The sequence below is a fragment of the Teichococcus aerofrigidensis genome, from assembly GCF_054073225.1.
This window is the reverse complement of record NZ_JBSXMU010000001.1, coordinates 127,423-153,178: the sequence shown is the minus strand read 5'-3', so window position 1 is coordinate 153,178 and position 25,756 is coordinate 127,423. Positions and strand designations below refer to the sequence as shown.

Below are 25,756 nucleotides of genomic sequence, written 5' to 3'. Positions count from 1 at the left end.
GGCCCCAGCCGAGGAGAGGACGCATGGCCATCCTGAAGATCGCCCGCATGGGACATCCCGTCCTGCTGCAGGTCGCGGAGCCCGTGCCGGACCCCACCGCGCCGGAGATCGGCCGCCTGGTGCGCGACATGGCGGAGACCATGCTGGACGCCTCGGGCCTCGGCCTGGCGGCGCCCCAGGTGCACGAGCCGCTCCGTCTCTTCGTCTGGCGCAACGGCGAGAATGTCGCCGCCCTGATCAACCCGGAGATCGAGCTGCTCGGCCCGCCCGATCAGAGCGGTTGGGAGGGTTGCCTGTCGATCCCCGGCCTGCGCGGCAATGTGGAGCGCGCCGGGAAGGTCGCGTTCCGCGGCCTCGACATCGAGGGGCGGACGGTGGAGGGCGAGGCGGAGGGCCTGCTGGCGCGGGTGATGCAGCATGAGTTCGACCACCTGAACGGCATCCTCTACCCCTCCCGCATGAGCGACATGGCGCTGTTCGGCTTCACCGACGAGCTGGCCCGCGCCGCCGTCCGGCAGCAGGCCGAGGCGGCGCCCGCCATGGCCGGGCCGGCACGATGAGCCTGCACCGCAGCGCCGAGCGGGACGCCGCGCTCCGCCTTCTGTTGCCGCAGGTGCCGCGTCTCGGCTGGAACGAGGCCGCGCTCCGGGTGGCCCTGCGGGATGCGGGGCAGGAGGCCGAGGCGGCGGCCTGGCTGTTCCCCGAGGGGCCGGTCGGCATGGTGGAGGCCTGGGCCGATCTGGCCGACCGCGACATGGCGGCGGCCGGCGCCGAGGCGGGGGTGGAGGGGATGCGCATTCCGCAGCGCATCCGCACCCTGCTGGCGATCCGGCTGCGCCAGCAGGCCCCGCACAAGGAGGCGGTGCGCCGTGCCCTGGCGCTGCTGGCCCTGCCCTGGAACCTCGGCGCCGCCAGCCGCATCACCGCCCGCACCGTCGATGCCGTCTGGCAGGCGGCCGGGGACGCCTCCACGGACCTCTCCTTCTACACCCGCCGCGCCACCCTGGCCGGGATCTATGCCGCCACCCTGACCTTCTGGCTGCAGGACCCCGACCCCGAGGCGACGCTCGCCTTCCTGGACCGCCGCCTGGCCGGGTTGGCGCGGATGCAGAAGCGCCGCAAGCCGGCGTGAGCCGGAGGCGCGGGGCGGGGTCGAGCGGAAAGCGGTGGACATCGGGCGGCGCGCGCGGCACAGCCCCGCCTTTGATCCACCTTGCCGCGGGATCCCCCCACGTGACCGATACTCCTTCCGCGCCGCTTGTCGGCATCATCATGGGCAGCCGTTCGGACTGGGAGACCATGCGCCATGCCGACGAGACGCTGACGCGCCTCGGCATCGCGCATGAGTGCCGCGTGGTCTCGGCGCACCGCACGCCGCAGCGCCTCTACGACTATGCCGCCACCGCCGCCGAACGCGGCCTGCGCGTCATCATCGCGGGCGCGGGGGGCGCCGCGCACCTCCCCGGCATGGCCGCCGCCATGACCCGGCTGCCCGTGCTCGGCGTGCCGGTCGAGAGCCACGCCCTGAAGGGCATGGACAGCCTGCTCTCCATCGTCCAGATGCCGGCCGGCATTCCGGTGGGCACGCTCGCCATCGGCCGCGCCGGTGCCGTCAACGCCGCGCTGCTGGCCGCCGCCATGCTGGCCACCACCGATGCCGGGCTGGCGGAGCGGCTGGAGGCCTGGCGGGCGGAGCAGACCGCCGCCGTGGTGGAGGAGCCGGCATGAGCGGCGCCCCGGCCACGCCGCTGCCCCCCAACAGCACCATCGGCATCCTGGGCGGCGGGCAGCTTGGCCGCATGTCGGCGCTGGCCGCCGCCGAGCTGGGCTATCGCTGCCACGTCTATGCGCCGGACGCCGATTCGCCCGGCATGCAGGTCGCGGCTGCCCGCACCGTGGCGGACTACGAGGACCCGGAGGCTCTGGCCGCCTTCGCCGCCGCCGTCGATGTCGTGACCTTCGAGTTCGAGAACGTGCCCGCCCGCACGCTGGAGATCCTGGCGCCGCGAGTGCCCTGCCGCCCGGGCCGGAAGGCGCTCGCCGTCTGCCAGGACCGGCTGCAGGAGAAGGCCTTCCTGGAGCGGGCCGGCGTGCCGGTGGCGCCCTGGCGCGCGGTGCACGACCTCGCCGGGCTGGAGGCGGCGGTGGCCGAGATCGGCCTGCCGGCCGTGCTGAAGACCACGCGGCTCGGCTATGACGGGCGCGGACAGGCCGTGCTCCGCCGGCCGGAGGAGGCGGCGGAGGCCTTCGCGCGGCTCGAGCCCAGGCCGCTGATCCTGGAGGCCTTCGTCCCCTTCACCCAGGAGATCTCCGCCGTGGCGGCGCGTGGTCTGGACGGGAGCGTCGCCGTCTATGACGCGGTGGAGAATCGCCACAGCCACCACATCCTGGACCTCTCCTTCGCACCGGCCCGGGTGCCGGAGGCGGTGGCCGGACAGGCCCGGCGCCATGTCGCGGAGGTGGCCGCGGCGCTGGAGCTGGTGGGCGTGCTGGCGGTCGAGTTCTTCCTGCTGCCGGACGGCCGGCTACTGGGCAACGAGATCGCGCCCCGGCCGCACAATTCCGGGCATTGGACCATGGATGCCTGCCAGGCCGGGCAGTTCCATCAACACATCCGGGCTGTTGCAGGAATGCCACTCGGCAGCGCCGAACGGCATTCGGATGCGGTGATGCGCAATCTGATCGGGCCCGAAGGCATGGCCCGGCTGCCCGCGCTGCTGCCGCAGCCTGACGTTTCCGTACATCTCTATGGAAAGCAGGCCGCCCGGGCCGGCCGGAAGATGGGCCACGCCAATTGCCTCCTGCCACGCGGCAGCCTGTCCGCGCAGGATGAGGGGAAGCTGCTCGCGCGGCTGTGACCAAAAAGCCCCAGGGGTACTGTGTCTTGAAGGACACATGTGGCTGCAATCTGGTTGCAACCCGCTGTGCAGCGCTCAAGGTGATGCTAAGTCATGGTCACGCGGCGCCGGACTCGAAGGACTTCTTCGCGGATGCGCGCAGCGAGCATGCCTCTGGTGGATCGAGGAGATTTCTAATGAGCCTCAAGAAGGCGCTTCTGGCGGCGACCGTTCTGGCGCTGCCGCTCGCGGCTCAGGCGCAGACGCCGGTCACGGGTGTTTACATCGGTGCGGGTGCTGGCTGGAACCATCTGCAGGACACGGATATCGGGACCGGCGGCGTCGCCCAGGACCTGAAGGCGGAGTTCGACGAGGGCTTCGGCGGTGTTCTGAGCATCGGTTACGGCTTCGGCAACGGCCTGCGCGCCGAGATCGAGGGCAACTACCGTCAGAACGACGTCGGCAAGCTGACGCTCGGCAGCACGACCCTGCCCCGGATCGGCGGCACCGCCCGCACCTACGGCGCGATGGCCAACGTGCTGTATGACTTCAACCTCGGCCTGCCGGTCGTTCCCTATGTCGGCGGTGGCGTGGGTTATGCCTGGACCGATTACGACACCGTCCGCAGCCGCGGCCCGGGTCTGTCCAGCGTGACGACCGACGACAACGAGGGTCAGTTCGCCTATCAGGGCATCGCCGGCGCGGCCTTCCCGATCGCCGCCGTTCCCGGCCTGGCGCTGACCGCCGAGTACCGCTTCCTCGGCACGCTGCGCCCCGAGCTGAGCACCGTGACCCGCAACACCGCGGGCGCCGTGACCAGCAACCGCGACGCCAAGGTCGACAACTACAACCACTCGGTCTTCGTCGGCCTGCGCTACGCCTTCAACCAGCCGGTCCCGCCGGCCCCGGTTCCGGTCGCTCCGGCTCCCGCCGCCGCCCCGGCCCCGGCCCGCACCTATCTCGTCTTCTTCGACTGGGATCGGTACAACCTGACGGAGCGCGCCCGCCAGATCATCGCCGAGGCAGCGCAGAACGCCGGCCGCGTGCAGAGCACCCGCATCGAGGTGGCCGGCCACGCCGACCGCTCGGGCTCGCCGCAGTACAACCAGCGCCTGTCGCAGCGTCGCGCCGACGCCGTGGCGGCCGAGCTGGTCCGCCTGGGCGTGAACCGCTCCTCCATCATGGTCGAGGCCTTCGGCGAGAGCCGTCCGCTGGTGCCGACCGCCGATGGCGTGCGCGAGCCGCAGAACCGCCGCGTCGAGATCGTGCTGCGCTAAGCAGCACGCTTCGATCGGAGCTGGAGGGAAGCGCCACGCGGCGCTTCCCTTTTTTCATGCGCCCTCTCCGGATAAAGGCGAGGCATGCCTTCGCGTCCTTCCGCCGGACCCCGTGCCCTCATCCGGGGCCGCCTGGCCGGCCTGGCCGGCCTGCTGCTGCTCGCCGCCTGCGGTCCGGACCCGGCCGCCGTGCCTCATCTCACCCAGGCCGCCGACGCCCGGCCCCATGTGGTCCCGACCCGGCAGGGACCCGTGCGCGGCGTCGCCACCCCGGAGGGGCAGGCCTACCTCGGCATTCCCTTCGCCGCCCCGCCCACCGGAGAGCGGCGCTGGCGCGCACCCGGTCCGGCCGAGCCCTGGACGGCGGAGCGCGACGCGACGCAGCTCGGCCCCGGTTGCCTGGAGAACTACAGCCCGGCCTATCAGCGGGGCGGCTCCTCGCGATGGCTGATCCGGGGCGATGAGGACTGTCTGAACCTCAATGTCTACGCCCCCGCCTCCGCTCGGCCCGGCGACCGCCTGCCGGTCATGGTCTGGCTCTATGGCGGCGGGCTGGTGCTGGGCAGCAACAGGCAATACGATCCAAGCCACCTGGCCCAGGCGCAGCGGGTTATCGTCGTGGCGCCCAATTACCGGCTCGGCACGCTGGGCTTCCTGGCGCATCCCGGGCTGCGTGGGGAGAACGGCACGGCCAATGCCGGGCTGCTGGACCAGCAGGCGGCGCTCCGCTGGGTTCGCGACAACATCGCCGGCTTCGGCGGCGATCCGGGAAATGTCACGCTCTTCGGCGAATCCGCCGGAAGCTGGAGCGCCTGCTTCCAGATGGCCTCGCCCGGTGCCGCCGGGCTCTTCCACCGCGTCATCCTGCAGAGCGGCGTCTGCACCCTGCCGATCTCGACCGTTCCCCTGGCCCGCGCCGAAGCCGCCGGCGCGGCCCTGGCGCGGGAGCTGGGGTGCGGCGAGGGCGAGGCGGGCGTGGCCTGCCTGCGCCGCAAGCCGGCGGCGGAGTTGGCGGCGGCGGCGGCGCGCACGCCTGGCATGCTGGGGGTCAGCAGTTGGGGGCCGGCGCACGGCGATGCCGTGTTGCCCCTCGCACCCGGCGAGGCCTTCGCCCGGCCGGACTTCCATGGCCCCCCCGTCATCAACGGCACCACGCGGGATGAGGGCCGGCTCTTCGCCGCCTTGTATCGAATGACCGGCGCGCTTTTCACCGAGGCCAGCTACGAGGCCGCCGTGACCCGCCTGCTCGGCGACCGCGCCGTGGCGGCGCTGCGGGCCTACCCTTCGTCACCCTCGGGCGGGCCGGCGCTCGCCTTCGCCCAGTTGGTGACGGACGGCATATTCGCCTGCCCGGCCTTGCGCCTGAACCGCCTGCTGGCGGCCCGCCTGCCACTGCGTGCCTATCAGTTCGCCGATCCCAGCCCGGTCTCCAGCCTCCCGGCCCTGCCCTTCCTGCCGCCGCTCGGGGCGTATCACGCCTCGGAGATCCCCTTCATCTTCCGGACCCGCTGGATCCTGGCCGATCCATCGGAGTTCTCGCCCGCGCAGCACGCCCTGGCGGAGAGGATGCAGGCGGCCTGGGGGCGGTTCGCCCGGAGCGGCGACCCCAATGGCGGTGACCTGCCGGCCTGGCCCCCCTATCGGGAGGATGAGGACACCACCCTGGCGCTTCGGCCGGCCGGCATCGGGCTGATCGGGCCGGATCTCTGGCAGACGCACCGCTGCGGCGTCTGGGAGGCCCTGGGCCTCTAGGTCCGGGCTCCCGGTGCGCGCGGGAGGTCAGACCCGGATCGGCGGCTCCAGCGGAGGATCGCCCACCGGGGGGATGTCCGGCGCGTCGGGCGTCGGTTCGTCGGGGCCCGGCGGGTCCTGGATGGGCGGCTCCGGCAGGTCCGGGCCGGGAGGCTCCGGCGGCATGGGCGGCACCGGGCTGGGCGGATCGCTCGGCGGAATGGGGATCTGCGCCCGCAGGGCGTCAGGGGCGGTGTCGGCCGGCGCGGTCATGGCATGCCCTCTCCTTCTTCGTCTCGAAGGGAGAAGAGGGGCAGGGCCCGTGAAGTTGCCAAGGCGTCCCCACTCCCTGCGATGCGCCAGTTTTTGTTGCAATGCACAATCCGCTTCGTCATAGAGTTGAAAAGGGAGGAACCCGTCCGCGGCTCCGCAAGCGGAGGTTCCCATGCGACGACGAAGTCTCCTGTGTCACGTCTCGGCCGGGCTGCTGGCCGCCCCGGCCCTTCTCCCCGGCGGCCGTGCCCGCGCGGCGGAGCCGGTGGATGTCGAGCTGGTCCTGGCCGTCGATGTCAGCCGGTCGATGGACAGCGAGGAGCAGGAGATTCAGTTCCAGGGCTATGCCCGGGCCTTCCGCGACGCCCGCCTGATCGACGGCATCGCCCATGGCGCGATCGGCGCCATCGCCGTCTGCTTCTTCACTTGGTCCGACTGGAACGTGCAGGAGCTGCTGGTGCCCTGGCGGCGGATCGACGGCCCGGCCAGCGCGGAGGACTTCGCCCGCGCCATCGAGGCCGCGCCCCGGCGGACCCACCTCTACACCTCGATCTCCGCCGCCATCGACTACGCCTCCGGTCTCTTCGGTCAGGGCTATGAGGGCACCCGGCAGGTGGTCGACATCTCCGGCGACGGCGTCAACAACTCGGGCCGCCCGCTCGATCTGGCGCGTGCCGAGGCCCTGCGGAAGGGCATCGTGCTCAACGGCCTGGCGGTGCTGGACCACACCCCGCCCTCGCCGCAGTTCGCCGCGCTGCAGCCGCCGCTGGACGAGTACTACCGCGACCAGGTGATCGGCGGGCCCGGCGCCTTCCTGATGGTGGCCGAGGGCTTCCAGGCCTTCGAGGGCGCCGTCCGGCGCAAGATCATCCGCGAGATCGCCGCCCGCCCGGCGCCGGCCCCCCTGGTGGAGCGCGCCACCGCCTGACGCGGCGGCGGATGGCTGCCCTGCCCTCACCCCCCCTGGCGCGCCGCCGTGCCCCGGCGCAGTTTTCCGCCTGGACGACAAGGGACTCAGGGGCGGAATGGAGCGGGACACGGACGGGCTGCCGCAGCCGGAGCGGTTCTGGGCGGTGCTGGCGCTGGCGGCCTCGATCGCCCTCTCGGTGATGGACAGTTCCATCGCCAACGTGGCCCTTCCCGCGATCGCCGCCGACCTCGGGGTGGCGCCCGCCGATGCCATCCTCGTGGTGAACGCCTACCAGATCGCCGTGGTCATGTCCCTGCTGCCGCTGGCCTCCCTGGGCGAGCTGCTCGGCTACCAGCGGGTCTATCGCGCCGGCCTGGTGCTGTTCATCGGCGCCTCCTGCGCCTGCGCCCTGTCGGAGTCGCTGACCGGGCTGACCATCGCCCGCGCGGCCCAGGGGCTCGGCGCCGCTGGGTTGATGAGCGTCAACACCGCGCTGGTGCGCTTCATCTATCCGCAGCGCCTGCTCGGCCAGGGCATGGGGGTCAACGGGCTGGTGGTCGCGCTGTCCTCGGCGCTCGGGCCGACGGTCGCGGCCGGCATCCTGAGCGTGGCGCACTGGCCCTGGATCTTCGCGGTGAACATCCCCATCGGGCTGGTCGCCCTGGCGCTGGCCTGGCGCTTCCTGCCGCAGACGCCGCGGGCCAGCCGGCGCTTCGATGCCGCCAGCGCCCTGCTCAGCGCCGCCACCTTCGGCCTCTTCATGACCGGGGTGGAACAGGGGACGCGCGGCGGCGGCTGGCTGTCCGCGCTGCCGCTGCTGGGCGGCGGCATCCTGGCCGGCTTCCTGCTGGTCCGGCGGCAGGCGGGGCGGCCGGCGCCGCTGCTGCCCGTGGACCTGCTGCGAATCCCCATCTTCGCCCTGTCCGTCCTGACCTCGATCAGTTCCTTCGCGGCGCAGATGCTGGCCTTCGTCGCCCTGCCCTTCTTCCTGCAGCACGGGCTGGGGCGGAACCAGGTCGAGACGGGGCTGCTGATGACGCCCTGGCCGGTCATGCTGGTCATCATCTCCCCCCTCGCCGGACGCCTGTCGGACCGCATCTCCGCCGGCCTTCTCGGCGGCATCGGGCTGGCCGTGATGGCCTGCGGCCTGTTCCTGCTGGCCGGGCTGCCGCCCGCGCCGACCGCGCTCGACATCGGCTGGCGGATGGCCCTCTGCGGCCTCGGCTTCGGCCTGTTCCAGAGCCCGAACAACCGCGCCCTGCTCTCCTCCGCCCCGCGCGAGCGCAGCGGCGGCGCCAGCGGCATGCTCTCGACCTCGCGCCTGATCGGGCAGACCACCGGCGCCGCGCTGGCGGCGCTGGTGCTGCGCCTCTCGGGCACCGACGGCACCGGCACGGCGCTCACCGTGGCCGGCGGCATCGCCGCGGCCGCGGCCCTGATCAGCTTCAGCCGCCTGCGCGCCGGCTGAACCCCTCCCGCCTCTGCAACGGATCCCTGCCCATGTCCTCTGATACCCCGCAGCCTTCTCCCGAACTCCTGGCGGCCGAGATCCTGCGCCAGACGACGGCGCGCGGGCTGGAGAAATCCGTCTGTCCCAGCGAGGTCGCCCGCGCCCTGGCGCCGGGCGAGGCGTGGCGCGGCCTGATGGGGCCGGTGCGGCGCGCCGCCATCGCGCTGGCCGAGGCGGGGCGCATCGAGATCCTGCGCAAGGGCAAGCCGGTACCGCCCGAGGCGGTGCGCGGCGTCATCCGCCTGCGCGCGCTCCCCGGCTGACGCCGCCCCCATCCCCTGCCGCGCGAAGAAGGCCCCCGCCGATGGCCATCCCCCGCTTCCCCTTCCTGCGCGACGCCTGGGCCCTCGCCCGGCCCTACTGGAGCAGCGAGGAACGCTGGCGGGCGCGCCTGCTGCTGGCCGTCGTCGTCGCGCTGAACCTGGCGCTGGTCGGCATGGGCGTGCTGCTCACCTTCTGGAACCGCCAGTTCTACAACGTGCTGGAGGCCCGGGACGCCGAGGCCTTCGGCGCCCTGCTGCTCCTCGGCCACCGCGGCGCCGGCGGCTTCATGCCGGGATTCGCGGTGATCGCCCCGCTGTACATCCTGGTCGCGGTCTATGCGCTCTACCTGCAGATGGCCCTGCAGATCCGCTGGCGCCGCTGGATGACCGAGAAGCTGATCGAGGGCTGGCTGGAGCACCGCGCCTATTACCGCATCGCCCTGACCGATCGCGGCACCGACAATCCCGACCAGCGCATCGCCGAGGACACCCGCCTCTTTGTCGATGACACGCTGAGCCTCGGCCTCGGCCTGATGAACGCGGTGGTGACGCTGGTCTCCTTCGTCTTCGTGCTCTGGAGCCTGTCGGGGTCGATGGAGATCCTGGGCGTCAGCATCCCCGGCTACATGGTTTGGGTGGCGCTGCTCTATTCCGTCATCGGCACCTGGCTGGCCCATCTGGTGGGGCGACGGCTGATCCGGCTGAACTTCCTGCAGCAGCGGGTCGAGGCGGATCTGCGCTTCGCCCTGGTGCGCTTCCGCGAGAACATGGAGGGCATCGCCCTCCAGGGCGGCGAGGCGCGGGAGCGGCAGGGGCTGCTGGCGCATTTCCACGCGGTGCTGGAGAACTGGTGGGGCATCATGCGCGTCACCAAGCACCTCACCTTCTTCACCGCCGGCTTCACGCAGGTCGCCATCGTCTTTCCCATCCTCGTCGCCGCCCCGGCCTTCTTCGCCGGGCGCCTCGACCTCGGCGGGCTGATCCAGACCTCCTCGGCCTTCCAGGAGGTGCAGGGCTCGCTCTCCTGGGCGATCAACAACTACGGCCAGCTGACCGGATGGCGCGCCACGGTGGAGCGGCTGACCGGCTTCAGCCGGGCCATCGCCCTCGCCCACGCCGCCGCCGGGGAAGGGCCGCGCCGCGTGGCGACGCCGGGGCCGGAGCTGCGCGCCGAGCAGCTCGACATCCATCTCCCCGATGGCCGCAGCCTGACGCGGCAGGCACGGCTCTCGGTGCGGCCGGGCGAGGCGGTGCTGATCACCGGCGCCTCGGGCAGCGGCAAGTCCACCGTGTTCCGCGCGCTGTCCGGCATCTGGCCCTTCGGTTCGGGCGAGATCGCCACCCCGTCCGGCGAGGCGCTGTTCCTGCCGCAGCGGCCCTACCTGCCGCTCGGCACGCTGCGCGCCGCCGTGACCTATCCGCGCGACCCGGCGGAAGTGCCGGAGGCGCGGCTGCGCGCGGTGCTGGAGCAGGTCGGGCTGGGGCGGCTGCTGCCCCGGCTGGACGAAGCCGAGACCTGGGACAAGCGGCTCTCGGGCGGCGAGCAGCAGCGCCTGGCGATCGCCCGCGCCCTGCTGCTGCGCCCGCGCTGGCTGTTCCTCGACGAGGCCACGGCCAGCCTCGACCCCGAGGCGGAGGAGGCGCTCTACGCCCTGTTGCGGCGGGAACTGCCGGAGACGGGGATCCTGTCCATCGCGCATCGCCCCGCCGTCGCGCGGCATCACGACCGCGTGTTGCGCCTGGAGGAGGGCGTGCTGCGCCCGGTTTGACGCCGGGCATCGCCGGAGGGGGCTTCGCGGCACCGGAAAAGCCGTCCATAGCTGGGGCGCCTGCCGCGCGAAGGAGCCTCGCCTTGAGTGCCGTGCTGACGCCTGTCATCGATCATGTGGTCGTCTCCGTCGGGGACCGTCTGGACGAGGCGGCCGAGACCTATCGCCGCCTGGGCTTCACGCTCACCGAACGCGGGCACCACAGCCTCGGCTCCAGCAACCACCTGGCGGTCTTCGGCACGGACTATCTGGAACTGCTCGGCCACGAGCCGGCCCGGCTGCAGGGCGCCGCGCCGCCCTGGCAGATGCCCGATGGCCTCGGCGGTCTGGTCTTCAAGCCGCTGCCGACGGAGGACTTCGCCAGGCGGATCGCCGAGGCCGGCGTGCCGGTCGGCGAGTCCCGCGACTTCGCGCGCCCCGTCGCGCTGCCCGGCGGCGGCGCGCGGGAAGCGCGCTTCCGCGTCACCCACCTCGCGGCCGGGGCCAGCCTGGGCGGCCGCGTCTTCTTCTGCCACCACCACACGCCCGAGCTGGTCTGGCGGCAGGAATGGCAGCGCCACGACAACGCCGTGACCGGCGTGGCCGAGTTCGGCGTGACCAGCGGCGAGCCGGCACGGACGGCGGCGCCCTACCGCGCGCTGTTCGGCAAGGCCGTGGCCGAGATCCCCGGCGGCGTGGCGATCGCCGCGGCGGGGGCGCGGGTGTTGATCCTGACACCGGAGGCCGCGCGGGCCCGCTGGGGCCGGGCCCTGCCCCGGCTGCCATCGGACGGCCGGGAACGCATGGTGGCCCTCGGCCTGCGCAGCGCCCGCCTCGAGGACAGCCGCGACCTGCTGCGGCGGTCCGGCTTCCGGCCCCGTGAGAAGGAAGGCCGCCTGTTGCTGCCCGCCGCGGAGACCGGCGGCCTGGCGCTCAGCTTCAGCGGCTGAGGGGCGCCTCGCTGGCCTCGGTGAAATAGCCGGCATGCCGGGCCTGGATCTCCGCGATCCGGCCCAGCGTGTCCGAGAGGTGGCGGCGCAGGCCGGCCACCGCCGCCTCCACCCGCCCCGCCAGGATCGCGTCGGCCAGCGCCTCGTGCTCCGCGAGGATCGCGGCGGCCTTCCCCGGAGCCGGCAGATGGAGGCGGCGCAGCCGGCGCAGGTGGCCGCTCCGGGCCTGCGCCAGATCCCAGAGCCCCGCGACGCCGGCGGCGGCATGCAGCTCGGCATGGAAGGCGTCGTCGGCGGCCGCGAAGGCATCGTGATCGCCCCCCTCGAGCAGCCTCCGCTGCTCCCGCAGATGCTCCTGCAGGCCGGCCCGCAGTCCGGCCGGGGGAGCCTCCGCCAGGTGCCGGACCGTCTCCAGCTCGATCGCGCGGCGCAGGAAGAGGGCCTCGCGGGCGCTGGCGAGATCGATCCGCGCCACCCGCGTCGAGGCGCTGGGCACCACCTCCACCAGCCCCTCGGCCTGCAGCCGCATCAGCGCCTCGCGCACCGGGGTCTGGCTGAGGCCGAGCTGCGCGGCGAGGGCGGCGCGCGACAGCACCGCGCCGGGCGCCAGGGTGAGGACCAGGATCGCCTCGCGGAGTGCGCGGTAGGCGAACTCTCCCGCCGAGGGCGGCCGGCCGAAGGGTTGCAGGGCGGCGATCGGCAGAGGCGCGTTCTGGTCCATGGCCCTTTATATCGTTCTTTACCGAAATCCGAAATATCGGCTGCTTGCCTGACAAGCTGATGTCCGGTATCAGGAACGGCAAGGCCCTGCTGCCAAGGGCCGATCATTGGGGGATGGACGTCAGGACGGTCTCGCGGGCCCACTGGCACCCCTGCCCTGCGCCGAGGAGTCCGCCATGCCCCTGCCCCGCATCGTCGTCGCCCGCCGTATCACCGAAGCCGCCGCCGCCCGTGCCCGCCAGGACTTCGACGCCCTGATGGCCGAGCACGACATGGACGCCGCGGAAACCATCGCTGCGGCGGCGGCGCACCGCGCCGAGGCCATCCTCATCGGCGGCACCTCGAAGCTGGACGCCGCCGCCATCGCGCAACTGCCCGATCATGTCCGGCTGATCGCCAACAGCAGCGTCGGCTACGACCACATGGACGCCGCGGCGGCCAAGGCGCGTGGCATCCTGGTCACCAACACGCCGGACGTGTTGACCGACTGCACCGCCGATCTCGCCTTCATGCTGCTGCTCGGCGCCTGCCGCCGGGCGCATGAATACGACGCCCTCATGCGGGCCGGCTGGCGCAAGAAGCTGGGCCTGCCCGACATGCTCGGAGTGAAGCCCTCGGGCAAGGCGCTGGGCATCGTCGGCATGGGGCGCATCGGCCGCGCCATGGCCCAGCGCGCGCGCGGCTTCGGCATGACGGTGCTCTACCACAACCGCAACCGCCTCCCCCCGGAACTGGAGCAGGGCGCGCGGTACTTCGCCGACCTGCGGGAGATGCTGCCGCATTGCCAGATCCTGTCGCTGCACCTGCCGGGCGGCGCCCCCAGTGGAACGATCATGACGCGCGAGACCTTCGCCCTGCTTCCCCGCGGCGCCGTCTTCGTCAACACCGCGCGCGGCTCGCTGGTCGATGAGGAGGCGCTGCTGGAGGCCCTGACGAGCGGCCAGCTCTTCGCCGCCGGGCTCGACGTGTTCCGCAGCGAACCCGACTACGACACGCGCTTCGCCGAGTTGCCCAATGTCCTGCTGGCGCCCCATGTGGCCAGCGCCACGATCGAGACACGCGACGCCATGGGCTTCCGCGCCCTCGACAACATCGCCGCTGTCACCGCCGGCCGCGCCCCGATCGACCCTGTCTGAAGCCGGGATCCAACCCATGAGCCAGTCTCCCCTGCCCCGCGTCAAAACCGTCGAGGAGTTCCGCAGCCGCCGCTGGTTCGGCCCGGCCGACCTGCGCAGCTTCGGCCACCGCTCCCGCGCCATGCAGATGGGCTACGCGCCCGAGGAATGGACCGGCAAGCCGGTCATCGCCATCGTCAACACCTGGTCCGACCTGCAGCCCTGCCACGCGCACTTCAAGACCCGCGTCGATGACGTGAAGCGCGGCATCCTGATGGCTGGCGGCTTCCCGGTCGAGCTGCCGGCCATCTCGGTTTCCGAGAGCTTCGTCAAGCCGACCACCATGCTCTACCGCAACATGCTGGCCATGGAGACGGAGGAGCTGCTGCGCTCGCACCCCGTCGACGGCGTGGTGCTGATGGGCGGCTGCGACAAGTCGACCCCCGCCCTGCTGCTGGGCGCCACCAGCATGAACATCCCGGCGATCTTCCTGCCGGCCGGCCCGATGCTGCGCGGCAACTGGCAGGGCAAGGTGCTGGGCTCGGGCTCGGATTCCTGGAAGTACTGGGACGAGCTGCGCGCCGGCAAGATCACCGACCAGGACTGGCTGGGCGTCGAGGGCGGCATCGCCCGCAGCTATGGCACCTGCATGACCATGGGCACCGCCTCGACCATGACCGCCATCGCCGAGGCGGTGGGCATGGTGCTGCCGGGCGGCTCCTCCGTCCCCGCCGCCGACGCCGGGCATATCCGCCTGGCCAGCGAGAGCGGGCGGCGCATCGTCGAGATGGTCTGGGAGGACCTGACGCCGCAGAGGATCCAGACGCGGGAGGCCTTCGAGAACGCCATCGCCGTCGCCATGGCCATGGGCTGCTCGACCAACGCCATCATCCACCTGATCGCCATGGCGCGCCGCGCCGGCCAGGAGATCGGCCTCGACGACTTCGAGCGCTTCAGCCGCAAGGTTCCGGTCATCGGCAATGTGCGCCCCTCCGGCAATGCCTACCTGATGGAGGACTTCTTCTATGCCGGCGGCATCAGGGCGCTGATGGACAATATCCGCGAGCACCTGCATCTCGACTGCCTGACCGTGACCGGCCGCAGCCTCGGCGAGAACATCGAGGGCGCGCGCGTCTACAACGACGATGTCATCCGCGGCACCGCCAATCCGATCTATGGCGAGGGGTCTCTGGCGGTGCTGAAGGGCAACCTCGCTCCCTCCGGCTGCGTCATCAAGCCGGCCGCGATGGACCAGAAGTTCCTGAAGCATTCCGGGCCGGCGGTGGTCTTCGACGACTATCCCTCGATGAAGAAGGCGGTGGAGGACGAGAGCTTCCCCTTCACGCCCGATACGGTGATGGTGCTGCGCAACGCCGGCCCGCAGGGCGGCCCCGGCATGCCGGAATGGGGCATGCTGCCGATGCCGAAGAAGCTGCTGAAGATGGGGCTGCGCGACATGCTGCGCCTGTCGGACGCGCGCATGTCCGGCACCAGCTATGGCGCCTGCGTGCTGCATGTCGCGCCCGAATCCTATATCGGCGGCCCGCTCGCGCTGCTCCGCACCGGCGACATCGTCGAGGTGGATGTCGATGCGCGCAGCATCAACATGCGGGTCCCGGACGAGGAACTGGCCCGCCGCCGCGCCGAATGGGTGCCGCCGCCGGAGCGCTACGGCCGCGGCTATGGCTGGATGTTCTCGAAGCATATCCGCCAGGCCGACGAGGGCTGCGACTTCGACTTCCTGAAGACCGAGTTCGGCCCGCCGGTCCCCGAGCCGGCGATCTTCTGACCGCGACGCCCCCTTTCGCCCGGAGCAACCAACGATGAGCAAACTCAAGCCCGAGACCCGCGACAAGCTGAAGCAGGTCAGCACCGCGACCCTGGCCACGGCGCTGTTCAAGCGCGGGCTGCGCAACCAGATGATCCAGGGGGTGCAGCCGCTGCGCCCGATGGCGGAGAGCATGGTGGGCGAGGCCTTCACCCTCCGCTACATGCCGGCGCGCGAGGATCTCAACAGGATCGACGTCTTCCGCGACCGCGCCCACCCGCAGCGCAAGGCGGTGGAGGAGTGCCCGCCCGGCGCCGTGATGGTGATGGACAGTCGCAAGGACCCGCGCGCCGCCTCGGCCGGCGGCATCCTGGTGACGCGGCTGATGAAGCGCGGCGTCGCCGGCGTCGTCACCGATGGCGGCTTCCGCGACAGCGCCGAGATCGCCTCGCTCGAGATGCCGGCCTTCCACACCCGCCCCTCGGCGCCGACCAATCTGACGCTGCACCAGGCGATCGACATCAACGTGCCGATCGGCTGCGGCGACGCGCCGGTCTTCCCGGGCGATGTCATCGTCGGCGACAATGACGGCGTCATCGTCATCCCCGCCGAGCTGGCCGACGAGCTTGCCCAGGAAGCGACGGAGATGACGGCCTTCGAGGACTTCGTCACCGAGCAAGTGCGCGGCGGCCGCTCCATCCTCGGCCTCTATCCGCCGACCGACGAGCAGTCGCTCGCCGATTTCGCCGCCTGGAGGAAGGAGAAGGGGCGCTAGCCGCCGCCTCCCGCTTCCACGTCCGAGGAGATCAAGAAGAATGCACCGTCGCACCCTGCTGCGGGCCGGCTCGCTCGCGCTGCCGGCCCTGATCCTGGGCCGCCAGGCTCACGCCCAGGCCTGGCCGAACCGGCCCACCACCATGATCGTGCCTTTCGCCCCCGGCGGCTCCTCCGACATCATCGGCCGGGCCGTGGCGCAGCGCATGACCGAGGCGCTGGGCCAGCCGGTCGTGGTGGAGAACCGCCCGGGCGCGGCCGGAGAGGTTGGCGCGCGGCAGCTTGCCCGCGCCACGCCGGATGGCCACACGCTGCTGGCAGCGCCGATCAGCACCTTCGCCATCAATAAGGCGCTGCGGCCCAAGCTCGGCTACGATCCGGAGACGGATTTCACCAACCTGACGCTCTCCGTGACCACGCCGAACGTTCTGGTGGTCAATCCGAAGCAGGTTCAGGCCAACGACCTGAAGGCCCTGATCGCCTGGCTGAAGCGCGCGGGGGCGCAGGATTCCTACTCGACCAGCGGCGTCGGCTCGTCCGATCATCTCACCATGGAGCTGTTCAAGCAGCTCACCGGCACCCATGTCGCGCATATCCCCTACGCCGGCGGCTCGCCCGCGACGACCGACCTGATCGCCGGCAATGTCCAGCTGTCCTTCCAGAACCTGGGCTTCATCACGCCCTTCATCCAGGACAGGCAGGTCAAGCCGATCCTGGTGACCTCCGAGAAGCGGCACCCGCTGCTGCCGGACGTCCCGACCGCCGCGGAGGCCGGGCTCGAGGACTTCGTCGTCTATTCCTGGCAGGCCATGGCCGGGCCGCCGAAGATGGAACCGGCGCTGATCCAGCGCGTGCATGCCGCCATCGTCGCCGGGCTGAAGCACCCCGAGACCGTGAAGCAGATGGACCGTATCGGCTTCAGCGTCGTGGGCAACAGCCCGGAGGAGTTCCAGGCGTTCCAGCGCAAGGAGATCGCGCGCTGGACCGATGTGGTGAGGCGCGGCAACATCGAGGCCGCCTGACCCTCCGGAGGTTGAGGGTGGGCCGTGCGCCCCGCCCACCCTCCCCTCAGTCGAAGCTCAGGAAGCCCGGCATCTCGCGGATCGGCCGGGCCGCCTTCAGCTTCGCCAGATCGGGCACCGGCCGCGCGAGGGTGGCGTCGCCGCTCACGGCCGCCTCGATGGCCGCCGCCACGGCGATGACCTGCGCATCCGCCCCGCGCGCGCCGACGATCTGCAGCCCGAAGGGCATGCCGGCGCGGTCGACGCCCAGCGGCAGGCTGATCGCCGGATGCGCCGGAAGGGTCACGGCATAGGCCAGGGCCAGCCAGTGGAAGTAGCTCTTGGTCGGCTGGCCGTCGATCTCGGCCGGATAGAGCTCGCTCCACGGGCGCGGCGAGAGGGTGATGGCCGGCGAGAGGATGACATCCACGCCGGTCTCGAAGAAGGCCTGCCAGGCGCGGTAGATCCGGGTCTGCAACACCGAGGCGCGCGCCACGTCGCTGGCGCTGTAGCCCCAGCCTTCCTCGACATTGGCGCGCACGTTCGGGCCCACATCCTGCGGGCGCGCGCGCACCTTCTCCTCATGTCCGGCCAGGAAGCTCAGGGCCCGCAGGATGGCGAAGGCCTCGTCGTAACCGCCGCATTGCGGGTGCTTCTCCTCGACCCCCGCGAAGAGCGGGCCGAGCGCCTTCACGCGCTCGGCGAAGACCTCGCGGATATGCCGCTCCGTCGGCGCGAAGCCGAAATCCGGCGTGGCGGCGACGCGGATCGTCGAGAGGTCGATCGCCTCATGCAGCGCCATGCCGCGCCGCACGTCGATGTCGGGCAGCGTGTAGGCCAGCGGGTCGACGCCGTGGTCGGCCGCCATGGCGGAGAGCATCAGCGCCAGATCGCCGGTGTCGCGCGCCATCGGGCCGAGCACCGAGAGGGCCGACCAGCCCAGGGCCCGCCGCTCGGCCGGCACCACGCCGGGGCTCGGGCGGAAGCCGACGATGCCGTTGAAGGCCGCCGGATTGCGCAGGGAGCCGCCGGTGTCCGAGCCACTGGCCAGCGGCACCATGCCGCAGGCCAGCGCCACGCCCGATCCGCCCGAGGAGCCGGCCGCCGAGCGGGCCGGGTCGAAGGGATTGCCCGTCGCGCCATAGACGGCGTTGCGGGTATTGGCCCCGGCGCCGAACTCCGGCGTGTTGGTCTTGCCGAGGACGATGCCGCCGGCCTGGCGCAGATCCGCCACCATCGTGGAATCGCGCTTCGGCACGTTGTCGCGAAAGATCGGGCTGCCGAAGGTGGTGGCCAGCCCCTCGGTATCGTCGAGATCCTTGATGCCGAGCGGCAGGCCGTGCAGCAGACCGAGCGCCTCGCCCCGCATGACCGCGGCCTCCGCCGCCTTGGCCTCGCGCCGCGCGCGGTCCTCATCCATCGCCACCATGGCGTTCACGGCATGGTTCACCGCGCCGATGCGGGCGATGCAGGATTCCAGCAGTTCGACGGGGGAGAGCTTCTTCTCGCCGATCAGGCGGCGGGCGGTGACGGCGGAGAGGTCGCAGGCTTCGGTCACGCGGAACGTCCTTCGGGCAAAGCGGGTCGGGAAGCGGGGCGCGCCGGGCGCCCCGCCGGAGTTCAGTAGCCGAGCGCGCAGCCATCCTTGCGCGGGTCGGATCCGCCGATCAGCACGCCGCGCCGGTGATCGATCAGGATCGCCTGGCCGCCGCCATGCGGCTTGTTGATGAACTCGCACTGGTGACCCATGCGGTTCAGCCGGTCGATCACCGCGGCCGGGATGCCGCGCTCCACCTGCACCTTGCCCTGGTAGGGGAAGAGCCGCGGCAGGTCGAGCGCCGCCTGCACGTCGAGGCCGAACTCGAAGTGGTTGGAGAGGAAAAGCGTCTGGCCCATCGGCTGGAAATGCCCGCCCATGACGCCATAGGGCATCAGTGCGCGGCCGTTCTCCATCACCATGCCGGGGATGATGGTGTGCATCGGCCGCTTGTTCGGCGCGATGCAGTTCGGGTGGCCCTCCTGCAGGCGGAAACCGAAGCCGCGGTTCTGCAGCATGACGCCGCTCTTCTCGGCCAGGATGCCGGAGCCGAAGCTCTCGAAGAGCGAGTTGATGAAGGAGCAGGCATTGCCCTCGACATCGACGACGCAGAGATAGACCGTGTCGCGGTGCTTCGGCAGCATCTCCGCCATGCCGGCCGGTGGCAGCTCGCGCATCGCGACATCGTCGCTGATCAGCGCGCGCAGCTTGCGGGTGTAGTCCTCGCCGGTCAGCTTCGCCACCGGCACCTCGACCTGCGAGGGATCGGCCAGGAAGCCGTCCCGGTCGCGATAGGCGAGGCGCGCCGCCTCGACGTGGCGGTGCAGGCGCTCGGTGGAGAGCGGCCCCTGCTCGGGCGTCTCGAACTGACCGAGCACGCCGAGCATCTGCAGCACCAGCAGGCCCGAACCGTTCGGCGGGCACTGATAGACGTCGAGCCCACGCCAGCGCGTCTGAATCGGCTCGACGAACTCCGCGACGTCGAGGCCGCGGGCGAAGTCGGCCTCGGTGTGGGTGCCACCGGCGGCGCGCAGGGTCGCAACCATGTCGGCCGCGACCTCGCCCTCGTAGAACGCCTTCGCGCCCTGCTGGCCGATGGCGCGGAGGGTGCGGGCCAGCGCCGGCTGGGCGAAGATGTCACCGATGCGGAAGGGCTTGCCGTCCTTCAGGAAGTGCTGCGCGGCCGCCGGATGCTTCGCCAGCTTGCCCACCGCCGCCTCCCAGTCCGAGGCGACGCGCGCGTGCACCGGGTGGCCCTCCTCGGCGAGCTTCGCCGCCGGCTCCAGGATCTCGGCGAGCGACAGCCGGCCGTGCGCCGCGTTGAGCTTGGCCCAGGCCGAGACGGCCCCCGGCACCGTGACCGAATGGGCCGAGGTGTTGACCATGGCGGTCAGGCCGTCGGCGCGCAGCTTCTCCGGCGTGGCGCCGGCCGGGGCGCGGCCGGAGCCGTTCATGGCCACGACCTTGCCGCCGCCCGCCGGGGCATACAGGCAGAAGCAGTCGCCGCCGATGCCGGTGGACTGCGGCTCGATCACCGCCAGCACGGCGGCGGCGGCGATGGCGGCGTCCATGGCGTTGCCGCCGCGGCGGAGAATGTCGATCGCCGTCAGCGTCGCCGCGGGCATGGAGGTGGCCGCCATGCCATGGGTCGCCAGGACCGGGCTGCGGCCAGGGGCATGGAAATCGCGGGTCGGGTAGTCGCGCATTGTTCTCTTTCGCGTCGGACGTTGAGGCACAGCAGCTTACCGCGCCCCGCCGGCCACCACCACCTGCGCGCCGGCACGGCGGGGGATGGCTTGCCACTTCCCTCGCCCAGCCCGCCGCGCTATCCGGAGACCATGGCAGCCACCGCAACGATCGAAGATTTCGACCGCCTCGACATCCGTGTCGGCACGGTGGTCGACGCGCAGCTCCTGGAGGGGGCGCGCAAGCCGGCCTACCGGCTGGAGATCGATCTCGGCCCGGAGCTCGGCCTCCGCCGTTCCTCGGCCCAGATCACGGCGCATTACAAGCCCGACCAGTTGATCGGCCGGCAGGTGCTCTGCGTGGTGAACTTCCCGCCCCGCCGCATCGCCGGCTTCGAGAGCCAGGTGCTGACCCTTGGCCTGCCTGACACCGAGGGCGCCGTCGTCCTGCTCAGGCCCGATATCGCCGTGCCCAACGGCGGCAGGATGTTCTGAGCATGGCACCGCGCTACTACACCGTCACCTGGGACCAGCTGCACCGCGACGGCAAGGCGCTGGCCTGGCGGCTCATCGCCAAGGGGCCCTGGAAGGGTATCGTCGCCATCACGCGCGGCGGGCTGATCCCGGCCGCCATCGTGGCGCGCGAGCTGGACTGCCGGCTGATCGAGAGCGTCTCCATCGTCACCTACGACGAGGAGACGCGCGGCGAGCCGGTGGTGGCCAAGGCGCCCGCCGCCGCCGGGGATGGCGAGGGTTGGCTGGTGCTGGACGATCTGGTGGACACCGGCACCACCCTCAGGGTCGTGCGCGGGCTGCTGCCGAAGGCGCATTACGCCACGGTCTACGCCAAGCCGGCCGGCAATCCCCTGGTCGATACCTTCATCACCGAGGTCAGCCAGGACACCTGGATCCTCTTTCCCTGGGACACCGAGCCGCAATTCGTGGCGCCGATCGCGCGCTCGGCCCCGCCGCAGTGAGGCGACCGGGGGCCGGCGGTCCCCGGCGCGGCACCCGGAGCAGATCCTGATCAGGTGGAAGCGCCTGATCGGGTGAAGCTGCCCGCAAAAACAAATGCTCTAGTAGCCGCGGTCCGGCCGCACCTGGTTCGGCCAGCCCTGGCCGGCGCGATGCGCCCGGATGTTCTCGAACAGGATGTCCAGGCTGATGTCGTTGTAGGTGTCCGGATTGTCCGAGGACATATGCGGCGTAACCAGCAGGTTGGGCGTCCGCCAGAGTCGGTGCTCCGGCGGCAGGGGTTCCGGCGTGGCCACGTCGGTCACCGCCCCACCGAGATGGCCGCTCTCCAGAAGGTCGCACAGCGCGTCCTGGTCCCACAACGCGCCACGGCCGATATTCACCAGCCGCGCGCCCGCGGGCAGCAGCGCGAGGCGGCGGCGATCCATCAGGCCGCGCGTCTCGGGCGTCAGCGGGCAGGCCAGCACGAGGTAGTCGGCGCGCGGCAGCACGCTGTCCATATCGCCCTGCGCCACGACCTCGTCGCACGACTCGTGCGGCGTCGCGCGGCTGCGGACCCCGATTACGGTCATGCCGAAGCGCTTCGCCCAGCCCGCCACGGCGCCGCCCAGCGTGCCGAGGCCGACGACGCAGACGGTGCGCCCCGCCAGCAGGGTGGCGAAGCGCGGGCGCCACTCGCCCCGCTGCTGCGCCTGGGCGAAGGTCGGGATATGGTTGGCCAGCATCAGCAGGGCCATGATGCCGTATTCACCGGCCTTGGCCCCATGCGTGCCGCGGTTGTTCAGCAGCGCCGTCCGCGCCGGCAGCCAGTCCAGCGGCAGCAGCCGGTCCACCCCGGCGGAGGTGCAGAAGATCGCCTTCAGCCCGGGCGCGCGCTCCGGCGGCAGCTGGCCCTTCAGGCGCCGGTCCACCTCGGAAACCCAGGTGAGAAGGATGTCCGCCTCGCCCAGGCCGGCGGCGAAGCCGGCATCGTCATCGGCGAAGCTGACGGTCAGGCCGGTCATGTCCGGATGGCGGGTCAGCGCCTGGCGCCACTGCGCCTCCGTGATCGGGAACAGGGTTTCGCCGGCGGGATTCTGGACGTGGATGCGCATGGCGCGAAGCCTCGCATGGCGGGCGGCCACGTCAAGGCCGTTGCACAGGCGGAAGGCCTCCGGCGCGCCTGCCCTTGACGGTCCTTCCCGCGGCGGCTTTGATGCGGCCATGACCCCGGCCGCGCTCGCGCTGCGATCCTATTACCGGCTCTCCGCATAGAGAGCGGCCCGGTCGTCCCTGCCTTGAACGAGACACCCTGCCGCCCACCGGGCGGCAGTGTCATTTCGGACCCCTGGCCTTTCCGGTGGCGGCGCCAGCCCGCCGAGGATGCCAATGTCCCGCCTTCCCCGCCTCCGCTTCGGCCTGATCGGCCTCGGTGCCTTCGGCGCCTTCTGCCGGCCGCATCTGGAACGTCTCGGCCCCGTCGCCGGGCATGATCCCGCCTGGCCCGGCTCGGACTCCCTGGCCGAGGCCGCGAGCCGGGATATCGTGGTGCTGGCCGTTCCCGTCGCCCGGCTGGCCGAGGCGGCCCGTGCCATCGCGCCGCATCTGCGGCCGGGCGCCGTGGTGGTCGAACTCTGCTCGCTGAAGACGCGCCCCCTGGCGACGCTGCGCGCCCTGCTGCCGCGCCATGTCCGCGTCCTGGGGTTGCACCCCCTCTTCGGGCCGCAAAGCGCGCGGGACGGGATCGTCGGGCTGCGCGTGGTGGTCGATCCCTCCGGCGGCGCCGCCGCCCGCCTCGCCGCGCGGCTGCTGCACCGCCTCGGCCTCGCCGTGGTCTGGATGACGGCCGAGGAGCATGACCGGCAGATGGCCTGGGTGCAGGGGCTGACCCATCTGCTGGCCCGGCTGGTACAGGGGCTGGACATGCCCGAACTGCCACACCGGACCCGCAGCTTCGATCGGTTGATGGACGCGCTCGGCATGGTCTCGCAGGACAGCGAGGCGCTGTTCCGCACCATCACCGAGGAGAACCCCTTCATGCCCGAGGTGAAGGCGCGGCTGCTGGCCGGGGCCGAGGCGCTGCTGCGCGCGCCCGCGGGCCAGGGCGAGGACACCCTGGCCGCGTGAGGCCTCAGCCTCCCGAGTTCCGCTGCCGCTCCCCATGGCGGTGCAGCAGGAACTCGCGCCCCAGCTTGACCCGCGCCACGCCGTCATAGGCGACGATATCGGCGGTGGCGTAGGTCTCGCTCCAGGTATCGGGGATGAAGCTGCCGGTGCCGACCACGTCGATCGGCGCCCGGGCCTGCTGCATCACCCGGCACTTGCCGACGCCGAAGCCGGAGGAGGCGACGATCCGCACGCGGGGGAAGCCCGCCTCGTCCAAGGCCTCGCGCATGCGCCAGATCGCCGCCGCCGAGACGCCGGTGCCGACCAGGTGGCGCAGCTCGGTCTCCGAGCGGTAGCGGCGGATGGCGCCGGGCGCGTGCCGCTCCAGCACCGCGTAGGAGGCCGCCGGGTCCAGCCCTTCGAGGAAGCGGCCGCCATGGGTGTCGATCCGCACCGAGAGCCGCCCCTCCGCCGCCAGATCCGGAAAGCGCTGGCAGAGCGCCAGCGTGTCGGTCACCTCGCGGCCGAAATAGTCGACCAGCACGGTGAGCGGCTCGTCGGGGAAGGTCTCGTGGAACATCTCGGCGGCGCGCACGGTGCTGCGGGCATAGCCGATCAGGGCATGCGGCATGGTGCCATAGCCCCGCCCCTGACCGAACCAGTGCGCCGTGGCGTCATTGGCATTGCCGATGAAGCCCTTGGCCCCCTCCCGCTGCGCCGCGCGGCTGCCGACTGAGGCGGCATAGGCCATCATCTCCTGCATCTCGGCCCCGGCGCAGTGCCGGGCCTCCATGGCCAGGAAGGCGGCGCCGGGCAGTTCCAGGCACATCTGATAGGCGTTGTGCGCCGCGACGCAGGGCGGGCCGAGCTTCTGCAGGTAGAGCGTCTCGAGGTCACCCAGCTGCACCAGGGAGCCGGTCAGGTAGAGGATCGGATCGCCAGCGCCGATCCACTCACCTTCCTTATGCATCAGCTCGATGCCGATCTCGATGCCGCGCGCCGCCGCCACGCGCTCCAGCCATTCGACCATCAGCCGCGGCGCCGAGACCACCGGCCGGCGCATGAAGACGGCATAGGTGACGCGGGCATCGCCGAAGCGGGCGACGATGGCCTTGGTGCGGTTGAAATAGGCGTCGGTGAGGCCGGCGATGGCCTCATCCGACGTCATCGAGCCGTGCAACGGCCCGGCCCCGGGGGGCTTGGTCATGAGGCCTCGCTCACTGCGCCGCGATGGAGGGGAAGGCCACCCCCTCCGGCCGCCGCGCCTTCAGCTCCTCGGCGACCAGGAAGGCCAGCTCCAGCGCCTGCTCGGCATTGAGGCGGGGGTCGCAGAAGGTGGCGTAGTTGGCGGAGAGGTCGGCCTCGGTCAGCCGGTGCGCGCCACCGACGCATTCGGTGACCTCGCTGCCGGTCATCTCGACATGCACGCCGCCGGCCCAGGTGCCCTCGGCCTGGTGCGCGTCGAAGAAGCCGCGCAGCTCCGCCAGGATGGCGTCGAAGGAGCGGGTCTTGTAGCCGCCGGCGGTGTGGGTGTTGCCGTGCATCGGGTCGCAGATCCAGACCACCTCGCGCCCGGCCCGCTTCACCGCGCGCAGCAGCGGCGGCAGCTTCTCCATCACCTTCTGCGCCCCCATGCGGCTGATCAGCGTCAGCCGGCCGGGGCGGTTCTCGGGGTTCAGGATCTCGGTCAGGCGCACCAGCTCCGCCGCGTCGGTGGTCGGGCCCACCTTCAGGCCGAGCGGGTTGCGCACGCCGCGCAGGAACTCGACATGCGCGCCGTCCGGCTGCCGCGTGCGGTCGCCGATCCAGAGGAAGTGGGCGGAGCAGGCATACCAGTCGCCACTGGTGGAATCGACCCGGGTCAGCGCCTGCTCATAGGGCAGCAGCAGCGCCTCATGGCTGGTATAGAACTCCGTCTCGCGCACCTGCGGCGCGTTCGACATGCCGCAGGCGCCCATGAAGCGCAGCGTCTCGTCGATGCGGGCGGCAAGGTCCTGGTAGCGCTCGGCCAGCGGCGAGCGGGCGACGAAGCCGAGGTTCCAGCGGTGCACCTCGTGCAGGTCGGCGTAGCCGCCCGTCGCGAAGGCACGCAGCAGGTTCAGCGTGCCGGCCGACTGCATATAGGCGAATTCCATCCGCCCCGGATCGGGCACCCGCGCCTCGGCGGTGAATTCCGGCCCGTTGATGATGTCGCCCCGATAGGAGGGCAGCGTCACGCCATCGACCGTCTCGGTGTCCGAGGAGCGCGGCTTGGCGAACTGGCCGGCCATGCGCCCGAGCTTCACCACCGGCAGCGAGCCGCCGAAGGTCAGCACCACAGCCATCTGCAGCAGCACGCGGAAGGTGTCGCGGATGGTATTGGCGCGGAAATCGTTGAAGCTCTCGGCGCAATCGCCGCCCTGCAGCACGAAGGCCCGCCCCTGCCCGGCCAGGGCCAGGGACTGCTGCAGCCTGCGGGCCTCACCGGCAAAAACCAGAGGGGGAAAGCTCGCCAGACGGGATTCCATGGCATTCAACCTGGCCTGGTCCGGATAGTCCGGGACCTGCCGGATCGGCATCTCCCGCCAGCTTCCGGGCTGCCACCCGCGCACCGTCAT

At 71.7% G+C, this 25,756-nt stretch carries 25 protein-coding genes; 18 read left to right on the top strand and 7 right to left on the bottom strand.

Annotation, left to right across the window (positions count from 1 at the left end):
- Positions 1–23 precede the first annotated feature (23 nt).
- From def to ACVMLK_RS00730, 6 genes are all read left to right on the top strand, one after another.
- Complete coding sequence (def, locus tag ACVMLK_RS00755) at positions 24–560, top strand: peptide deformylase (protein ID WP_198364443.1); 537 nt, start codon at positions 24–26, stop codon at positions 558–560.
- Positions 557–1,132 (top strand): COQ9 family protein, encoded by a 576-nt coding sequence (locus tag ACVMLK_RS00750; protein ID WP_422921480.1) that lies wholly within the window; start codon positions 557–559, stop codon positions 1,130–1,132. Before def ends, ACVMLK_RS00750 begins: the two co-directional genes overlap by 4 nt.
- A 140-nt stretch (positions 1,133–1,272) precedes the next feature.
- On the top strand, positions 1,273–1,728 hold the full coding sequence (purE, locus tag ACVMLK_RS00745) for a 5-(carboxyamino)imidazole ribonucleotide mutase (RefSeq protein WP_198364980.1): 456 nt from the start codon (positions 1,273–1,275) through the stop codon (positions 1,726–1,728).
- Entirely contained in the window at positions 1,725–2,858 is a 1,134-nt protein-coding gene (locus tag ACVMLK_RS00740; RefSeq protein WP_457485325.1) for a 5-(carboxyamino)imidazole ribonucleotide synthase, read from the top strand. Before purE ends, ACVMLK_RS00740 begins: the two co-directional genes overlap by 4 nt.
- A 176-nt stretch (positions 2,859–3,034) precedes the next feature.
- Positions 3,035–4,114, top strand: a complete 1,080-nt coding sequence (locus ACVMLK_RS00735; protein WP_457485324.1) for an OmpA family protein — start codon at positions 3,035–3,037, stop codon at positions 4,112–4,114.
- An 84-nt stretch (positions 4,115–4,198) separates the two neighbouring features.
- On the top strand, positions 4,199–5,866 hold the full coding sequence (locus ACVMLK_RS00730) for a carboxylesterase/lipase family protein (protein WP_457485323.1): 1,668 nt from the start codon (positions 4,199–4,201) through the stop codon (positions 5,864–5,866).
- A gap of 27 nt (positions 5,867–5,893) precedes the next feature.
- Here ACVMLK_RS00730 and ACVMLK_RS00725 read toward each other — a convergent pair whose 3' ends face one another.
- Positions 5,894–6,118 carry a hypothetical protein gene (locus ACVMLK_RS00725; RefSeq protein ID WP_198367973.1) on the bottom strand — a complete coding sequence of 75 codons (225 nt, stop codon included), beginning with the start codon at positions 6,116–6,118 and terminating at the stop codon, positions 5,894–5,896.
- A gap of 172 nt (positions 6,119–6,290) precedes the next feature.
- On the opposite strand from ACVMLK_RS00725, the gene ACVMLK_RS00720 reads away from it, so the two are divergent.
- From ACVMLK_RS00720 to ACVMLK_RS00700, 5 genes are all read left to right on the top strand, one after another.
- On the top strand, positions 6,291–7,046 hold the full coding sequence (locus ACVMLK_RS00720; RefSeq protein WP_457485322.1) for a DUF1194 domain-containing protein: 756 nt from the start codon (positions 6,291–6,293) through the stop codon (positions 7,044–7,046).
- A 97-nt stretch (positions 7,047–7,143) separates the two neighbouring features.
- Positions 7,144–8,496: an MFS transporter gene (locus ACVMLK_RS00715; protein WP_198367975.1), complete on the top strand. Its 1,353-nt coding sequence runs from the start codon at positions 7,144–7,146 to the stop codon at positions 8,494–8,496.
- 32 nt (positions 8,497–8,528) lie between these two features.
- Positions 8,529–8,801: a DUF3253 domain-containing protein gene (locus ACVMLK_RS00710; protein WP_198367976.1), complete on the top strand. Its 273-nt coding sequence runs from the start codon at positions 8,529–8,531 to the stop codon at positions 8,799–8,801.
- Positions 8,802–8,842: 41 nt separating this feature from the next.
- Positions 8,843–10,570: an ABC transporter ATP-binding protein/permease gene (locus ACVMLK_RS00705; RefSeq protein ID WP_457485321.1), complete on the top strand. Its 1,728-nt coding sequence runs from the start codon at positions 8,843–8,845 to the stop codon at positions 10,568–10,570.
- A 92-nt stretch (positions 10,571–10,662) separates the two neighbouring features.
- Positions 10,663–11,499, top strand: a complete 837-nt coding sequence (locus tag ACVMLK_RS00700; RefSeq protein ID WP_370592083.1) for a VOC family protein — start codon at positions 10,663–10,665, stop codon at positions 11,497–11,499.
- Here the strand turns inward: ACVMLK_RS00700 and ACVMLK_RS00695 are convergent.
- A complete protein-coding gene (locus tag ACVMLK_RS00695; protein WP_457485320.1) occupies positions 11,489–12,220 on the bottom strand; it encodes a GntR family transcriptional regulator in 732 nt (243 codons plus the stop codon). The genes ACVMLK_RS00700 and ACVMLK_RS00695 overlap by 11 nt on opposite strands.
- Positions 12,221–12,395: 175 nt before the next feature.
- On the opposite strand from ACVMLK_RS00695, the gene ACVMLK_RS00690 reads away from it, so the two are divergent.
- Genes ACVMLK_RS00690 through ACVMLK_RS00675 form a run of 4 tightly spaced genes read left to right on the top strand, consistent with a single transcriptional unit; the run spans position 12,396 to position 16,898 of the window.
- Complete coding sequence (locus tag ACVMLK_RS00690; protein ID WP_422923805.1) at positions 12,396–13,355, top strand: 2-hydroxyacid dehydrogenase; 960 nt, start codon at positions 12,396–12,398, stop codon at positions 13,353–13,355.
- A gap of 16 nt (positions 13,356–13,371) precedes the next feature.
- On the top strand, positions 13,372–15,123 hold the full coding sequence (araD, locus tag ACVMLK_RS00685; protein ID WP_457485319.1) for an L-arabinonate dehydratase: 1,752 nt from the start codon (positions 13,372–13,374) through the stop codon (positions 15,121–15,123).
- 34 nt (positions 15,124–15,157) lie between these two features.
- Positions 15,158–15,877, top strand: coding sequence for a ribonuclease activity regulator RraA (locus tag ACVMLK_RS00680; protein ID WP_422923801.1), 720 nt, complete (start codon positions 15,158–15,160; stop codon positions 15,875–15,877).
- 40 nt (positions 15,878–15,917) lie between these two features.
- Positions 15,918–16,898 (top strand): Bug family tripartite tricarboxylate transporter substrate binding protein, encoded by a 981-nt coding sequence (locus ACVMLK_RS00675; protein WP_422923799.1) that lies wholly within the window; start codon positions 15,918–15,920, stop codon positions 16,896–16,898.
- Positions 16,899–16,944: 46 nt separating this feature from the next.
- Here ACVMLK_RS00675 and ACVMLK_RS00670 read toward each other — a convergent pair whose 3' ends face one another.
- Positions 16,945–18,435 carry an amidase gene (locus ACVMLK_RS00670; RefSeq protein ID WP_457485318.1) on the bottom strand — a complete coding sequence of 497 codons (1,491 nt, stop codon included), beginning with the start codon at positions 18,433–18,435 and terminating at the stop codon, positions 16,945–16,947.
- A 62-nt stretch (positions 18,436–18,497) separates the two neighbouring features.
- Positions 18,498–20,120 (bottom strand): gamma-glutamyltransferase, encoded by a 1,623-nt coding sequence (ggt, locus tag ACVMLK_RS00665; protein ID WP_457485317.1) that lies wholly within the window; start codon positions 20,118–20,120, stop codon positions 18,498–18,500.
- A 132-nt stretch (positions 20,121–20,252) separates the two neighbouring features.
- Between ggt and ACVMLK_RS00660 the strand changes: the two genes are divergently transcribed.
- Complete coding sequence (locus ACVMLK_RS00660) at positions 20,253–20,594, top strand: tRNA-binding protein (protein WP_198367985.1); 342 nt, start codon at positions 20,253–20,255, stop codon at positions 20,592–20,594.
- Positions 20,595–20,596: 2 nt separating this feature from the next.
- Positions 20,597–21,076, top strand: a complete 480-nt coding sequence (gpt, locus tag ACVMLK_RS00655; RefSeq protein WP_198367986.1) for a xanthine phosphoribosyltransferase — start codon at positions 20,597–20,599, stop codon at positions 21,074–21,076.
- Between the two features lie 99 nt (positions 21,077–21,175).
- Here the strand turns inward: gpt and ACVMLK_RS00650 are convergent, their stop codons facing one another.
- On the bottom strand, positions 21,176–22,168 hold the full coding sequence (locus ACVMLK_RS00650) for a D-2-hydroxyacid dehydrogenase (protein WP_457485316.1): 993 nt from the start codon (positions 22,166–22,168) through the stop codon (positions 21,176–21,178).
- Positions 22,169–22,442: 274 nt separating this feature from the next.
- Here ACVMLK_RS00650 and ACVMLK_RS00645 point away from each other — a divergent pair, with 274 nt between their 5' ends.
- Complete coding sequence (locus ACVMLK_RS00645) at positions 22,443–23,180, top strand: prephenate dehydrogenase/arogenate dehydrogenase family protein (protein WP_457485315.1); 738 nt, start codon at positions 22,443–22,445, stop codon at positions 23,178–23,180.
- A gap of 4 nt (positions 23,181–23,184) precedes the next feature.
- On the opposite strand, the gene ACVMLK_RS00640 is transcribed toward ACVMLK_RS00645, so the two are convergent.
- Together ACVMLK_RS00640 and ACVMLK_RS00635 are read right to left on the bottom strand one after the other, a co-directional pair.
- Positions 23,185–24,366 carry a beta/alpha barrel domain-containing protein gene (locus tag ACVMLK_RS00640; protein ID WP_370592079.1) on the bottom strand — a complete coding sequence of 394 codons (1,182 nt, stop codon included), beginning with the start codon at positions 24,364–24,366 and terminating at the stop codon, positions 23,185–23,187.
- A 10-nt stretch (positions 24,367–24,376) separates the two neighbouring features.
- A complete protein-coding gene (locus ACVMLK_RS00635; protein ID WP_198367989.1) occupies positions 24,377–25,756 on the bottom strand; it encodes a class II 3-deoxy-7-phosphoheptulonate synthase in 1,380 nt (459 codons plus the stop codon).

Bases quoted from the DNA above. Each gene is read 5' to 3' on its own strand.
- ACVMLK_RS00720 (WP_457485322.1), top strand. From the start codon at position 6,291: ATGCGACGACGAAGTCTCCTGTGTCACGTCTCGGCCGGGCTGCTGGCC.
- ACVMLK_RS00705 (WP_457485321.1), top strand. From the start codon at position 8,843: ATGGCCATCCCCCGCTTCCCCTTCCTGCGCGACGCCTGGGCCCTCGCC.
- gpt (WP_198367986.1), top strand. From the start codon at position 20,597: ATGGCACCGCGCTACTACACCGTCACCTGGGACCAGCTGCACCGCGAC.
- ACVMLK_RS00735 (WP_457485324.1), top strand. From the start codon at position 3,035: ATGAGCCTCAAGAAGGCGCTTCTGGCGGCGACCGTTCTGGCGCTGCCG.
- ACVMLK_RS00640 (WP_370592079.1), bottom strand. From the start codon at position 24,366: ATGACCAAGCCCCCCGGGGCCGGGCCGTTGCACGGCTCGATGACGTCG.
- def (WP_198364443.1), top strand. From the start codon at position 24: ATGGCCATCCTGAAGATCGCCCGCATGGGACATCCCGTCCTGCTGCAG.
- purE (WP_198364980.1), top strand. From the start codon at position 1,273: ATGGGCAGCCGTTCGGACTGGGAGACCATGCGCCATGCCGACGAGACG.
- ACVMLK_RS00710 (WP_198367976.1), top strand. From the start codon at position 8,529: ATGTCCTCTGATACCCCGCAGCCTTCTCCCGAACTCCTGGCGGCCGAG.
- araD (WP_457485319.1), top strand. From the start codon at position 13,372: ATGAGCCAGTCTCCCCTGCCCCGCGTCAAAACCGTCGAGGAGTTCCGC.
- ggt (WP_457485317.1), bottom strand. From the start codon at position 20,120: ATGCGCGACTACCCGACCCGCGATTTCCATGCCCCTGGCCGCAGCCCG.
- ACVMLK_RS00715 (WP_198367975.1), top strand. From the start codon at position 7,144: ATGGAGCGGGACACGGACGGGCTGCCGCAGCCGGAGCGGTTCTGGGCG.
- ACVMLK_RS00675 (WP_422923799.1), top strand. From the start codon at position 15,918: ATGCACCGTCGCACCCTGCTGCGGGCCGGCTCGCTCGCGCTGCCGGCC.
- ACVMLK_RS00645 (WP_457485315.1), top strand. From the start codon at position 22,443: ATGTCCCGCCTTCCCCGCCTCCGCTTCGGCCTGATCGGCCTCGGTGCC.
- ACVMLK_RS00690 (WP_422923805.1), top strand. From the start codon at position 12,396: ATGCCCCTGCCCCGCATCGTCGTCGCCCGCCGTATCACCGAAGCCGCC.
- ACVMLK_RS00695 (WP_457485320.1), bottom strand. From the start codon at position 12,220: ATGGACCAGAACGCGCCTCTGCCGATCGCCGCCCTGCAACCCTTCGGC.
- ACVMLK_RS00660 (WP_198367985.1), top strand. From the start codon at position 20,253: ATGGCAGCCACCGCAACGATCGAAGATTTCGACCGCCTCGACATCCGT.
- ACVMLK_RS00650 (WP_457485316.1), bottom strand. From the start codon at position 22,168: ATGCGCATCCACGTCCAGAATCCCGCCGGCGAAACCCTGTTCCCGATC.
- ACVMLK_RS00730 (WP_457485323.1), top strand. From the start codon at position 4,199: ATGCCTTCGCGTCCTTCCGCCGGACCCCGTGCCCTCATCCGGGGCCGC.
- ACVMLK_RS00725 (WP_198367973.1), bottom strand. From the start codon at position 6,118: ATGACCGCGCCGGCCGACACCGCCCCTGACGCCCTGCGGGCGCAGATC.
- ACVMLK_RS00740 (WP_457485325.1), top strand. From the start codon at position 1,725: ATGAGCGGCGCCCCGGCCACGCCGCTGCCCCCCAACAGCACCATCGGC.
- ACVMLK_RS00750 (WP_422921480.1), top strand. From the start codon at position 557: ATGAGCCTGCACCGCAGCGCCGAGCGGGACGCCGCGCTCCGCCTTCTG.
- ACVMLK_RS00635 (WP_198367989.1), bottom strand. From the start codon at position 25,756: ATGACGGTGCGCGGGTGGCAGCCCGGAAGCTGGCGGGAGATGCCGATC.
- ACVMLK_RS00680 (WP_422923801.1), top strand. From the start codon at position 15,158: ATGAGCAAACTCAAGCCCGAGACCCGCGACAAGCTGAAGCAGGTCAGC.